A 13,507-nucleotide genomic window follows, 5' to 3' on the forward strand; every position below is an offset into this window, starting at 1 on the left:
ATTAGAAACCATGTTCAGTTTTGACGTACTTCATAATAGTAGAGTAGGTATCAACCCATAGCCTATCTTTGTTTTCTGCTAAATATTGCAGTAATTCATTATGGGCTTTATCACTTACCGTTAAATAGTCGCCTTCAATACCATGAAACACAATGTTAGCTAGCCCACCTTGGGATTGGACTTCATTAACAAATGCGATCAGGGTTTCACCACTGACATTTTCTGGCATCAGTAATAGATCAAACTTGGGGTCGTATTGAGGGTTATATCCTTTAATCGCGATAAAAGAGTCTCTAATCGCGTTAATATAATTGCCATCAGATACATTAAAATCACCACATGGTGGAGTGAAAGTGCGACTGTTTTTATTATCGATAGCGTGAAGCAGCGTATTGGCTAACAGCACTTCTTGACGTATGTGACTGATTACCTTGGTATCTAAATCATGATATGGCATCACCCAATCTCGCCCTGATATGGATTTACGACAAGGATGGTACAGGGTGTGATTGCCCAGTTCATGACCATTGGTAGCGACTTGACGCCATTGTTCGATGTTGGTGGTCAAGTTTGGGTTTGAAAGAGTAAGGTAGAATGACGCTTTAAAGCCATATTTATCTAGCGCAGGGACTGCATTTATTAACTGGCTATTCAACGCATCATCATATGAAAGGCTCACGGCAGCTTTATATTGTTTCGGCCATTTAAAAACGGCTACTGCTTCATCGGCAAAAACATCAGTAATGACCGTAAGTGTCACTAATCCATAAATAACAAATTTAATGTTCACGCATTAGGTCCTTTATAACAGGATTAAACCACGCCATATTTCAATGGATTTTCATATTATGTTATGTTTTTTTAACATTGATATTTTATGTGATTATCTATAAATTTGTTCTTTAACATTAATAAAAATTTTTACTAATATTTCAAATGTTTAATCGTTATCGATATTTAAACGTACTACATATTAGGTCTAATTTTAGTAAAAGGTCATACTTTAAAATGAAATAGTTGATCTAAAAACACTCTCAAGGATGATTTATGTTTAAACCACTACGCTATGCAATTTTGTCCACATGCCTGTCTAATATCGCGTTCGCAAGCGAGCTGCCTGTTATTCTTGATTACTTACCCAAGTGTGAACCGATCATTTTAAGTGAATATCATCTGCAGTTAACTTTTATAAATGATGAAAATGATGATGTAACTACTAAGCTAAATGCTGATGATTTTAGAGAGCAATCAATAAAAAATGCATTGTTAGTGGCTCAGCAAAATGGTAAAAAATCAGGTGCTGAAGCCATTATTATTGAGCAACTATTCACCTTAGATTTTGTTAAAAAAGTGGCCGGTAATAGTGATGAAGATAAATACGACAATTATAAAATCAACGTCAATATAGAAGCAAAAAACATTACACTTTGTGATAACAAGGAGCTTACGACTAAGCGGACTCCCTTTGGTAGTAATGGTATGAGAGTTCTATTATCCGATACGTCAGTAGTGTTGGCTGTACCAAATAGTAAATCTTTAATGATCAGTGCCGATAAACATAAGCCGCCTAGCGCAAGCGTGTCTGTCAATGGTGCTTATGGCGTTATGTTAGGCGATCCGCTATCAATATTAAAAGCTCAAATGGGGCCTGAAAGTATTAGATTATTAGACCATGATGGTACCCAAATATTGGGTTATGGCAGAAGTCTATGGTTTTATGTAAAGAGTAATAAAGTGATAGGTATTGCTAAAAATGAGGCTATTCTAAATAGCCATGGCACAAATCTCATCGCGTTTAGTGAAAACTATGATATTGATAATTGGTTTATTAACGATGTCAATTATAGAGACACATATCAAAGTGTTAACCAAAATCTCGATTTGGTTCAGCACGGTGATGAGACCCTTGTGTATAGCGACACATCCCAACTATTTTTAAACTTTGAAAGTTTTAAAGTCGATCTCTATAAGGACGCTGAGCTTCTATTGAATGGTTTTACAATATTGCCATCAGGTGATAAAAAAAAGTCTGCAAATATTAATTTTACCGCGACAGACTCTATTGAAGTGAGCCATTTTTTTACTATGAATACCGAAGATATGTACCAGCTAGACGATCAACAGCGGAGTAACCAAGTTAACTTAAATGCTGACGGTGTTTGGGTTATTGCTAATGAAAATCTACTTTTGGGTGTCAATGATAAGGGGATTGTTAACAGAATCAGAGTGACGGAATCTATTATTAAAGAGCAAAGTAAACAGGATTTTAACCTTGTGCTTGCACGTTATAACATTCCAGTTTTGAAGTCTGATTTGTTAAAGTTGTATCCAAATGCAGAAGATAATTTTGACAGTGTGATGGTAACTAAAGGCACAAAATTGCTATTTGCGACCTTTGACTCGGATGAAGATAATGCACAATTAATCGATATTATGATTGAGCTTTAGATCAGAGAGTTGACCGCGAAGAGACTAAATATTTTTCAGTATGGTTTCAAGCCTATAATGCATAAAGTCACTTTTGCGACGATTGCTATAAATACAGGCAATAAGATTTTTAATTAACAGTCACTAAGTTGGTCTGAAGATTTCAATATTTGCCATTTAGACTATATTTTACTGACATAGAGTGTATTTTAGACTAAATATCAAGGATGTAATATGCGTGACAATCAACCCGTAACACAAAAGCTGCACGTTTTTAAGCCTCATTTCAGATTGATTTCTGGTACAGATGCCCGCGGCCATATTACCTATTGTAATGATGAATTTGTTGAAGTAAGCGGTTTTACACGTGAAGAGTTGATTGGAAAACCGCACAATCTCATTCGACACCCCGATATGCCTAGCGCAGTGTTTAAAGAAATGTGGTCCTGCATTTCTAGTGGAAAAGTGTGGATGGGACTGGTAAAAAATAGACGCAAGAATGGTGATCATTATTGGGTCAGTGCGTTTGTAACCCCAGTGTTCGAGAACAATAAAGTCGTTGGGTATGAATCAGTCAGAGTGAGTGCTCTTCCATCTGAAATTGCACGCGCAGAGACCATGTATGCCAGATTAAGAAATAATTTACCTCCTAGAAAGATAATTGCCAATGCGTTTCAACTGATTAAGTCTTTAACACCTGTTTGGTTACCATTAATGCTATTGAGTGTTGTAGCGGCTGTCATGGGAGGTGGAATTGAATGTATTTTAATTCTAGTGACTATGCTGATATCGTGTATTTGGACTTATTATCGTAATGAGTCCGATTGGCGTGAACTGTATACCTTAAGTCCTGATTCATTTAACGACTTACTTGTCGCGATGACTTTTTTTGATGACCTAGGGGGAAAGGCAAGAGCAAAGCTTGCGTTAGGTTCTGAAATCGCCCGTTGTAGAACCGCACTCACTCGAATTGAAGATTCGGCTCGTTCTTTAGATGTTATTGCAGATAAAACACAAGCGCAGGCTAAAACCACCGCAAAAGCCGTGGCGTTACAAAGTCATTCAACTCAACAAATTGCTTCGGCAATTACTCAAATGTCTACCGCAATTCAAGAGGTTGCGGGGAATGTCGAGCGCAATGCATCAAGTGCAAAACAAGCTCAGGTCACGGTTCAAGAAGGGGCTGAGTTAGCCAACTCCGCTAAAGCATCGATAGATAATTTAAATATATCCGTTACAGACATTGCTAAAACGGTTAAAGAGCTTGTTGATTCAACTAATGAAATTAGCCAAGCCGCGAGCTTAATTTCTAATATTGCTGATCAAACTAATTTACTTGCCTTAAACGCAGCGATTGAAGCGGCTAGAGCTGGAGAACAAGGCCGAGGGTTCAGTGTAGTAGCTGATGAAGTACGCGCATTAGCTTCAAAAACCCGTGAATCTACAGATAAAATTCACGATATTGTAAAAATACTTTCTCAACGAGCTGAAAATGCACTTGAAGTTTCAGGTAAAGGTGAACAAGCCGCTGTCCAAGGCGTTGAAATTGTTGAAAAAACAAGATTGAAGCTGATTTCCACCAGTGATTCTGTTGAGCTAATTACTCAATTATCAATGGATATGTCTGCAGCAGTTGAGGAGCAAAGTGCGGTGGCGGAGCATATTAATCAGCAAATTATTGAAATAGCTGATGCTTCAGAAGCGACCAAGGAGTCATCGGAAACATCTTTACAAATGAGTCATGATTTACATGATTCCGTTACAGCAGTTCGTTCAATTATCAGGCGCTTTGCTGTAAATACTTTAGGTGACAAATAAGGCACTACATTCCAATTTCAGATGCGATTTCGTACTAGTTTTCAAGTGATATGGACATTTTATTAAGGTATAAATTGTCCATTAATATTGGATTTAACGGTACTAATAAACCAGTGTTAAATCCTTTATTATTCTCCTCATTGACCTAGCACTATGAGGAAATCATCCATGTCTCACCCAATTATTCAAGATTTAGAACGTCGTTATACCGTAAAAAAATACGATTCAAATAAACGTATCTCTGCTGAAAATATTGCAGTGCTACAACAAGCTATGCGTTTATCCGCGTCTTCAATTAACTCGCAGCCTTGGAAGTTCATTATTATTGAAAGTGATGCGGCAAAGCAGCGTTTGCATAATACTTTTGCAAACAAGTATCAATTCAATCAGCCGCATGCAACTGAAGCTTCACATATTATTCTATTTGCACATAATCCTGCTTATACCAAAGATGATTACCGCAAGGTTGTTGATGTTGAAGTGTCCTCAGGTCATTTGCCGGCAGACATGTATGACAATATGCTTAATGGTGCCTTTGCCTTTGCTGAAGCTAATACTAATGACGCTGGCTTTAATGGCGAATGGACTAAGGCTCAAACCTATATTGCCTTAGGCAATACTCTGCATGTATTAGGGCGTTTAGGGATAGATTCAACTCCTATGGAGGGTGTTGACTCTGAGCTTATTGGTGAAGAGTTTAAGCAAGAATTAAACGGTTATGTGGTTGAGGTGGCATTAGCCATTGGATATCACAAAGAGGGCGAGGATTATAATCATGGTCTGCCTAAATCACGTTTACCGATAAAAGATATCTTTACCGTATTGTAATTAGCATAACCTGACACGGACTAAAAAAGCTTATTTAGTCCGTGTTTTATTGTGGTGGGTCAGATGCGCTAAGTTGGTGAGTGGTGTTGAGTCATTAAATCTGCTATCAAATTGTTGACCTTAAGCGAGGAATTGTATTGCTAATCACATTCAGAATATTTATATCTGGTATTTAATGAGACGATCGGTCTATTATTGGTGATGAACTTAGAAACAGTAAAGCCTCGTCGTGGTCGCCCTCCAAAAGCCAGCCGTGACAACCAAGATACTAAAGCGGCATTAATCCGCAGCGGCCTAGAGCAATTAACTGAAACTGGTTTTGCTGGCTCGGGTATTGATCTTATTTTAAAAAGAGTGGGCGTGCCCAAGGGGTCGTTCTATCACTATTTTTCCAGCAAAGAAGTTTTCGGCCAAATTGTGATTGAAAACTACGCCGCCTATTTTATGTATCAGTTAGATAAGTGTTTGTCCGATGAGTCTTTACCCGCACTTCACCGGCTCAGTTTATTTGTTGATAAAGCTAAGCTTGGTATGGAAAAGTACCATTTTAAGCGTGGGTGTTTGATTGGCAATTTAGGTCAAGAAGTCGATTTACTACCAGAGAGCTATCGTCAGCAATTGATTACTGTTTTTGCGAGTTGGCAGCAGCGATTGTCCCTGTGTTTTACCCTCGCACAAGTTAATAATGAGATTAGTCAGTCTATTAATTGCGACAAGTCAGCTGAAATTTTTTGGGTCGGTTGGGAAGGGGCTGTCAGCCGAGCAAAGCTAGTCCAAAATACACAACCTTTACAAGATTATTATGATTTTTTTATGAAAAGTTTCCATTAAATACACTTATCTAGACTTGCTTGTCATGAGGCGTAAATAGGTAGTATTAATAGAAACATGAATTGGTTTTATAAAATTTTTTACATTTAAATAGACGATCGGTCTAATTGGAGGTTTTATGTTTCGTGGCATGTTAATTGAGAAAGACGAGCAAGGTTATCGCGCAGCAGTAAAAGATATTGATGAGTCAGTTTTACCAGAAGGTGATGTTACGGTTAACGTCCAATACAGCACATTGAACTACAAAGATGGCTTAGCGATTACCGGTAAAGGCCCAGTTGTAAGACAGTTTCCTATGGTGCCAGGGATTGATTTAGTCGGCGTAGTGGCACAATCTGATAGTAATAAGTTTGTCGTCGGCGATACCGTTTTATTAAATGGTTTTGGTGTGGGCGAAGTACATTGCGGTGGACTTGCCCAAAAAGCGCGATTAAAAAGTGACTGGCTTATTCACCTGCCTAAAGCGTTTTCTGCTCGCCAAACAATGGCCATTGGCACAGCGGGATATACCGCCATGCTATGTGTCATAGCATTAGAAAAAAATGGTGTGACTCCTGATAAAGGTGAAATATTAGTTACCGGCGCTAATGGCGGCGTCGGCAGTTTTGCCATCGCTATTTTAGCTAAGCTAGGTTACCAGGTCGTTGCGTCCACAGGGCGTGCTGATCAAGTTGATTATCTAAAAGGCTTAGGGGCCAAAGAGGTTATTGATCGTCAATTACTGTCTGAACCAGGGCGTCCCTTAACCAAAGAGCGTTGGGCGGGAGCGGTTGATTCTGTTGGTAGTCACACTCTGGCCAATATTTGCGCGAGTATAAAATACGGTGGCACTGTTGCTGCCTGTGGTTTAGCTCAAGGTATGGATCTGCCCGCAACCGTTATGCCATTTATTCTACGGGGGGTGACATTGGCTGGTATTGACAGTGTTATGCGCCCTATTAGTGATAGAGAAGAAGCCTGGCAGCGTTTAGGTGAGATTTTCGCTAATTCGAGTGAACAGGCTATGTTTGATAATATTTCAACAGAGATCAATCTGAACGGAGTAATACAAGCAGCCGAAGATTTAATGGCGGGTAAAATCAGAGGTCGAATTGTGGTTGACGTCAATGGATAACATCTAAAGTTTAATTTTTCCCTTAGAAGCTGAGGTTAAATAAAAAAATGCCAGTCAACTCGCTGACTGGCATTTTAATTATGTTGCTACTGATTAGTTGAACACTTTAACAAGCGGGCACGAAACTATGCCAACCTATACCCATATCTACTACCAAATACGTACGCGTTGATCTTCAGGTAAATATAGCTTGTCGCCAGGTTTAACATCAAACGCTTTGTACCAAGCATCGTGGTTACGAGGCGCTAATGCACGGTAATGACCCGGTGCATGGGTGCCAGCTTTCAGTTGGCTTAACATACTTTGTTCGGTACGCTTTTCTTTCCACACTTGTGCCCATGCAAGGAAGAAACGTTGATCGCCCGTGACGCCATTAATAACCGGAGCTTCTTTACCATTTAAGCTTAACTGGTAAGCGTGGTAAGCCATAGATAAGCCACCTACATCGCCAATGTTTTCACCTAGGCTATTGCGACCATTGACAAAATGACCCGTAATTGGCTCGTATAGACTGTATTGTGCGGCGAGTTGATCAGCTTTTGCTTCAAATGCAGCGCGATCAGAATCTGTCCACCAGTTACGTTGAATACCATTGGCATCTGATTTAGAGCCTTGGTCATCAAACCCGTGGCCCATCTCATGACCTATCACCGCACCAATACTGCCATAGTTAACTGCTGGGTCTGCATTAGGGTCAAAAAATGGCGGTTGTAAAATAGCGGCAGGGAACACAATTTCATTAAATGAACTGTTGTAGTAAGCATTAACATATTGCGGTGTCATACCCCAACGATTGCGATCTGTTTTTTCAAGTTCGGTCGCTACGCTGTCAGCATGAAAATATTGACGTAGTTTATGGATATTGCCTACTAAATCTTGGTTTGAAAGGGTTAAACCATCAAATGTTTGCCATACATCCGGATAGCCAATTTTAGGCTTAAATGCCGCCAGTTTAGCGTGGGCATTGACTTTTGTGTCGCCACTCATCCAATCTAAACCATCAATACGTTGCCCTAGCGCTGTACGAAGGTTTTCAACTAAATCGGCCATCTTTGCTTTTGATGATTCAGGGAAATACCGTTCAACATACACTTTACCAATAGCGAACCCCAGTGATTCAGTGGCTGACATTTCATCAACGGCACGTTTCCAGCGTGGACGAGGCTCTTCTTGGCCATCTAGTTCTTTGCCATAAAAAGCAAAGTTAGCGTTAAACACCTCTTCTGCGAGCAAACCGGCGTTATTGCTTAGGGTATGGTAGGTTAAATAATCCTGCCACACATTAATTGGCTGTTGATTGATTAAGGCAATCATAGCCTTAATCGGTTCTGGCTGAGCCACATTTAGTTGTGGAATACTGTAACCCGTTTGTTCAAAGAAAAGATCCCAATTAAAGTCTGGATACTCTTTTGCTAGATCAGCACGTTTGATTTGATTAAGTGTCAGGTCACGATCGCGACGTTTTTCACGCGGCCACTGACCTTGTGCAATTTGGATTTCAAGCGCCAAAATAGCTTCAGCACGGGCCTGGCCATCTTTGATACCTGCAAATGCAAGCATTTCAGCAATATGACTCACATAAGCACTGCGAATGTGACTAAAGCGCTCAGTGTCTTCTAAATAATATGAGCGGTCGGGAAGTCCTAAACCGCTTGCGCCAATAGTGAATTCATATTGATCAGGGTCAAGTCTGTTAAACCACATGCCGCCAGATATTGGCGAGTCAGCATAGGTAAGCCAAGCATTACCAAACACTTTTGTTAAATCATCAGTGTTTTTAATGGCATTAATTTTATCAAGTGTTGCCTGAATAGGCGATACGCCAAGTTTATTGATGGTGTCTGTATCCATGTAAGCATGGTAAAAATTGGCAATTAATTGCTCTTCAGGGGTTAAATTTTGGCGACTGGTAATGTCATCGATAATCGCTTTAACCTGATCTTCACTGCGTTCTGCCAATAGGCTGAATGCGCCATAGCGGGTTTTATCTGCTGGCATTTCGAAGTTGTCATACCAAGTGCCACTGGCATACATAAAAAAGTCATCGCCTGGCTTAATCGCTTCGTTACGGGCGGTTAAATCAATACCAAATTCACCTAACTCAGCCTTTGCTGCAGGTGTGGCTTTTACAATAGCGCTGTTAGTTTGCTTAGGGTCTGATGTGCCACATGCAGTTAAAAATGTACCTGCTAATGCGATGGCAATTAAGGATTTTCTCATTGTTATCGTCTTCCTTTCTGGGCTTTTTATTATAGAATTGTCGTTATAAAGTCTGCTTGATTTTCTAAGACTGACCCAAAATGTCAACTTATCAATTGTTAGCAAAGTTTATAATGTAGACCTTGTCTATTAATTTGAGCTTAAGAATACTGCAAGAGGGAAAATGAGGGGGCATAAGGTTGGCAATATATTATTAACTTACCATTGATAAACTAATATTGAATATTAAAACGCGCAAAACGTGTCAGGGCACGGATCATCGGTGCTTTACTTCGCTGGTCAATAAAAAACTGTTTTTGAGTAGAAAACTTTTTGAAGTGGCGAATATCATCGACAATATGTACCGGACGGCATTCAAACTGACTTGATAGGTTAAGTAATGTTTCAGCATTAAAAGAGAATGACTGTAGCATTTTATTTGAAATATCGTTTTTTCTAGCAACGGTGAGCGCTGATCTGCGATTAATTTGACCGTTAACTCTGTCTTTCAAACGTTTTTTATGTTGTTTCCAGGTGTCTTTGTCAGTTAAAGAATGTATATCTTCAATAATTTGGTTGGGATCACAATCAAACTTCCTCGCAATATTTGCGATTATCTCCATAGAAGTAACATTGACTCCTTTAATAGTGAGATAAACAATATAGTCGCGACGATCATTGGCTTTTTCAATTTCTTCATGGGTTGGATTTAATGCGTCGTTGGCAAGGTTTTCAGTTTGTTCTACAGATGCAAGCAAGCTCTCGAGTGAAAGCGTTTCAGCTTCTGCATCAGCTTGTGAATGTTGATATTCATTTTGTTTCTTCATCTTTAGTCGCTACTTTTGGTTACTCAGTTTGGGTATTTGCTTTGTTTGTTGCTAATGCTATTCAGTATGCAATCAAGTAACTTTGGCTATTAGGCAAATACTACGTGAAGTCCCTTGTTGTGGAAATATAAAATCGATAATAGTTTATGTTTTTCAATTTTGAATATTCAGTTACGTTATTTTTGCTATTTTTGTTATCGAGTTGGTTTTAGATTGTTTTGAGTCTTGTTGGTTTGTTATTGATAGTCGGTTAAGTCAATTATAGCGATATAACACTCTGTTACTTTTTAAATGACATAAATTGCATAAAATCCAGCAAGCTAACTTATTGCGTGTTAACTTATTGTTAACATTTTGGCTGTCATTATAAGTGTAATGATAACCATAATAAATTTGGTATGTGATATTTCAAAAGGCAGGGATATGATTAAAAAGTCATTAAAATGGATTGGTGTAGGGACCTTAGGTCTGGTGACATTGGGCGGAGGATTTGCTGCACATGAATGGTATGCAGAAAAACCGTTTTTGTTTAGAGCCTATTTAGACCGTGCAATGGTTAAAATGGCCTTTGAAGACCCTGAAACATTAACCTCCTTAGGCTTTCTCGAATCCGTTGGTATAACAGGTCATAACGCTCATTTAGATAATGTCGACCCTGCTAAAGATCAAGCCATGTTTGATGAGTTAGCCGAATTTCGTAAAGGATTAATGCAATACCAAGATGCTGATTTAGATGAGAATCAACAGATATCTAAACAAGTGGCTTTATATTTACTGGATATGTTGGATGAGTTTGAACAGTATCAATATCATAATTACCCAGCTAACCAGATGTTTGGTATTCAAAGTGGTTTCCCCAGTTTTATGGAGTCGACTCATCAAGTTAATACCCTAGAAGATGCGCAAAATTACTTATCGCGATTAGGCGAAGTTAATCGTAAATTTGGCCAGTATTTAATTGGCCTGAAAAAACGTGAACAAATGGGAATTATTCCACCCAGATTTGTGATTGACCGCGTGTTAGATGAGATGCGTGGTTTTGTTGCAACGCCTGCGACAGAGAATATTTTGTATACCTCATTACAAACTAAAATGGATAAAGCTGAGGCGTTTAGCGATCAAGACAAACAAACTATTCTAACGCAAACTGATGTTGCTATTCGTGATTCAGTTTACCCAGCCTATGGCTTGTTTATTGATTACTTTGATGACTTAAAAACTAAAGCGGGCACTGATGATGGTTACTGGCGCTTACCGGATGGAGATAAAGCCTATAATTTGGCCTTGCGATTTTTTACCACAACAGACTACAGCGCCGACTATATCCATGACTTAGGTTTGTCTGAAGTGGCGCGCATTCATCTCGAAATGATGACTATTTTTGAAGGCGAAGGCGTTGATGTTTCCAATGGCTATTTGGCCGCAATGAATGAGTTTTCTGCCCGACCTGAGTTTTATTATGAAGACTCAGATGAAGGCCGTGCGCAAATTCTAAAAGACTATCAAACCATTTTAGATGAAATTGACCAGGGGCTAGGCGATACATTTAACATTCGTCCTAAAGCGGGTATGGAAGTAGTGCGTATTCCTGAATTTAAAGAGAAAACAGCACCAGGTGCGTATTATCAAGGTCCATCTTTAGATGGGTCTCGCCCAGGACGCTTCTTCGCTAACTTGTATGATGTCAAAACGACACCTAAATACGGGATGAGAACTTTGGCTTACCATGAAGGTATCCCGGGGCATCATTTTCAAGTAGCGATAGCGATGGAACTGGAAGGTATGCCGCTTATTCGCCGCTTTGCTCCTTTTACCGCCTATATTGAAGGTTGGGCACTGTATGCTGAACGTTTAGCCTATGAGCAAGGTTTTCAAAAAACACCTGCGGATAATATTGGCCGTTTAACCGATGAGTTACTGCGAGCGGTAAGGTTAGTTGTCGATACCGGATTACACGCTAAAAAGTGGACCCGTGAGCAGGCTATTGAATATATGGCTAATAATACCGGCCGCGCCGAACGCGATGTGGTGTCTGAAATTGAGCGCTATATTGTCATGCCGGGGCAGGCGACGTCTTACAAAGTGGGTATGATGAAAATTCTCGAGCTGCGTCAAAAGTCGAAAGACAGCTTAGGGGATAAGTTTGATTTGCGTGAGTTTCATGATGCAGTGTTAAAGAATGGTGCTATGCCACTGGACTTACTTGAGCGAGTCATTGACACTTATATTGCCGCCAAGCTAGCGGAAACTAAGTAGGTGAAACTAAGTAGGTGAAACTAAGTAGGTGAAACTAAGTAGGTGAATTTAGCGATAGCTTAGCTAGAATAATCAATTAACGATAATTATCACAATAGTGACTTGCTTAGCATGTTAAAAACCAGTTGAATAACAACTGGTTTTTTTATGTTTTTATTTGCGTGATGGTAGATTTTTTCATCCCTTAATCTCACCCACTTATTATTGTAGGCGGTTCAATGGCTTCATTAACTAAAAGGCTTGGGTTATTTTTAGATGTAGTGCAGCAAGGCTCATTTAGTAAGGCTGCATCGCTTCATGATATGGACAATTCGTTACTGTCTAAACAAATCAAAAAGCTGGAAGCGGACTTAGGGGTACAGTTACTTAATCGCTCAACTCGGTCTTTTTCATTAACATCGGCAGGGGAAGATATACTTGAACAAGCTCAGGTACTCATGGAGACTTTAACTCAAATTCAAAATATTGCCGACTCCTATCAATCTGAACCTAGGGGCAATATTCGTATTACCTCGTCGATTAACTTTGGTCAGCAATATCTGCAACCTGTTATCAGTCAATTTATGAAGCAATATCCAAACGTAAAAGTGACTTTGTCGTTAGATGACAAACGAGCCGATATTATTTCTGAACACTTCGATGTGGCATTTCGGTTAGGCAAGTTAACCGATTCTAATCTGGTTGCTAAAAAAATCGCTAAAACGCACTTTGCCATTGTGGCCTCAGAAGCTTTTATTGCAGAGCACGGACAACCAGCAACACCAGAGGCTTTAATTCGCTTGCCTGCGGTTATTTATAACAATGGTAATGTGTGCTTGGATCAAATGTTACTTAGCACACCGCCAGATAGCGATAGCTATAAGGTGTATACGATGCAAGGTAATTACCATGTCAGTGATGTACGCACATTAATTAATGCCGTCACTGATGGATTAGGGTATGCGATGATTGATTTATTTAATTTAGATAAACCAATAATTGAATCTAAATTGGTGCCACTTCTTACAGAATATGGCTTATCTACAGTAGATACTGGCATTTATGCTATATATCCACATCGTAAACCGACTATGCTAATTAGTGAGTTTATTAAGGCGGTACAAGAGCATATAGGTACGCCGCCATTTTGGCTCGAATACATGCCTAATTATCAGAAAATGTATAAAGGCAATTGATAAAATCAGGATGTTAGTGTGTATTTTGCATA

The 13,507-nt window shown here is 39.4% G+C and carries 10 protein-coding genes; 7 read left to right on the forward strand and 3 right to left on the reverse strand.

Annotation, left to right across the window (positions count from 1 at the left end):
• Position 1 precedes the first annotated feature (1 nt).
• Entirely contained in the window at positions 2-790 is a 789-nt protein-coding gene (locus ACRWP9_RS05810) for a polysaccharide deacetylase family protein (protein WP_434928331.1), read from the reverse strand.
• 257 nt (positions 791-1,047) lie between these two features.
• Between ACRWP9_RS05810 and ACRWP9_RS05815 the strand changes: the two genes are divergently transcribed.
• The 5 genes from ACRWP9_RS05815 to acuI all read left to right on the forward strand — a co-directional run bounded on the left by ACRWP9_RS05815 (position 1,048) and on the right by acuI (position 7,018).
• Entirely contained in the window at positions 1,048-2,448 is a 1,401-nt protein-coding gene (locus ACRWP9_RS05815) for a hypothetical protein (protein ID WP_434928332.1), read from the forward strand.
• A 213-nt stretch (positions 2,449-2,661) separates the two neighbouring features.
• Complete coding sequence (locus ACRWP9_RS05820) at positions 2,662-4,245, forward strand: methyl-accepting chemotaxis protein (RefSeq protein WP_434928333.1); 1,584 nt, start codon at positions 2,662-2,664, stop codon at positions 4,243-4,245.
• Between the two features lie 168 nt (positions 4,246-4,413).
• On the forward strand, positions 4,414-5,073 hold the full coding sequence (locus ACRWP9_RS05825; RefSeq protein ID WP_226411016.1) for a nitroreductase family protein: 660 nt from the start codon (positions 4,414-4,416) through the stop codon (positions 5,071-5,073).
• A gap of 201 nt (positions 5,074-5,274) precedes the next feature.
• On the forward strand, positions 5,275-5,904 hold the full coding sequence (acuR, locus tag ACRWP9_RS05830) for an acrylate utilization transcriptional regulator AcuR (RefSeq protein WP_434928334.1): 630 nt from the start codon (positions 5,275-5,277) through the stop codon (positions 5,902-5,904).
• A gap of 118 nt (positions 5,905-6,022) precedes the next feature.
• Positions 6,023-7,018, forward strand: coding sequence for an acrylyl-CoA reductase (NADPH) (gene acuI, locus ACRWP9_RS05835; protein ID WP_434928335.1), 996 nt, complete (start codon positions 6,023-6,025; stop codon positions 7,016-7,018).
• A 150-nt stretch (positions 7,019-7,168) separates the two neighbouring features.
• On the opposite strand, the gene ACRWP9_RS05840 is transcribed toward acuI, so the two are convergent.
• The gene (locus ACRWP9_RS05840) at positions 7,169-9,238 is read right to left on the reverse strand and encodes a M13 family metallopeptidase (RefSeq protein ID WP_434928336.1); all 2,070 of its coding nucleotides are present in this window, start codon (positions 9,236-9,238) and stop codon (positions 7,169-7,171) included.
• 212 nt (positions 9,239-9,450) lie between these two features.
• Positions 9,451-10,044: a hypothetical protein gene (locus tag ACRWP9_RS05845; protein ID WP_434928337.1), complete on the reverse strand. Its 594-nt coding sequence runs from the start codon at positions 10,042-10,044 to the stop codon at positions 9,451-9,453.
• Positions 10,045-10,467: 423 nt separating this feature from the next.
• On the opposite strand from ACRWP9_RS05845, the gene ACRWP9_RS05850 reads away from it, so the two are divergent.
• The gene (locus tag ACRWP9_RS05850) at positions 10,468-12,300 is read left to right on the forward strand and encodes a DUF885 domain-containing protein (protein ID WP_434928338.1); all 1,833 of its coding nucleotides are present in this window, start codon (positions 10,468-10,470) and stop codon (positions 12,298-12,300) included.
• Between the two features lie 218 nt (positions 12,301-12,518).
• Positions 12,519-13,475: a LysR substrate-binding domain-containing protein gene (locus ACRWP9_RS05855; protein ID WP_434928339.1), complete on the forward strand. Its 957-nt coding sequence runs from the start codon at positions 12,519-12,521 to the stop codon at positions 13,473-13,475.
• The last annotated feature ends 32 nt before the right edge of the window (positions 13,476-13,507 follow it).

The organism is Shewanella sp. HL-SH2 (assembly GCF_051164935.1).
GTDB classification, from domain to species: Bacteria; Pseudomonadota; Gammaproteobacteria; order Enterobacterales; family Shewanellaceae; genus Shewanella; species Shewanella glacialimarina.

Excerpts from the sequence above, each read along its gene's own strand:
- ACRWP9_RS05855 (WP_434928339.1), top strand. The coding sequence starts at position 12,519 with ATGGCTTCATTAACTAAAAGGCTTGGGTTATTTTTAGATGTAGTGCAG.
- ACRWP9_RS05845 (WP_434928337.1), bottom strand. The coding sequence starts at position 10,044 with ATGAAGAAACAAAATGAATATCAACATTCACAAGCTGATGCAGAAGCT.
- ACRWP9_RS05840 (WP_434928336.1), bottom strand. The coding sequence starts at position 9,238 with ATGAGAAAATCCTTAATTGCCATCGCATTAGCAGGTACATTTTTAACT.
- ACRWP9_RS05820 (WP_434928333.1), top strand. The coding sequence starts at position 2,662 with ATGCGTGACAATCAACCCGTAACACAAAAGCTGCACGTTTTTAAGCCT.
- ACRWP9_RS05825 (WP_226411016.1), top strand. The coding sequence starts at position 4,414 with ATGTCTCACCCAATTATTCAAGATTTAGAACGTCGTTATACCGTAAAA.
- ACRWP9_RS05850 (WP_434928338.1), top strand. The coding sequence starts at position 10,468 with ATGATTAAAAAGTCATTAAAATGGATTGGTGTAGGGACCTTAGGTCTG.
- acuI (WP_434928335.1), top strand. The coding sequence starts at position 6,023 with ATGTTTCGTGGCATGTTAATTGAGAAAGACGAGCAAGGTTATCGCGCA.
- acuR (WP_434928334.1), top strand. The coding sequence starts at position 5,275 with ATGAACTTAGAAACAGTAAAGCCTCGTCGTGGTCGCCCTCCAAAAGCC.
- ACRWP9_RS05815 (WP_434928332.1), top strand. The coding sequence starts at position 1,048 with ATGTTTAAACCACTACGCTATGCAATTTTGTCCACATGCCTGTCTAAT.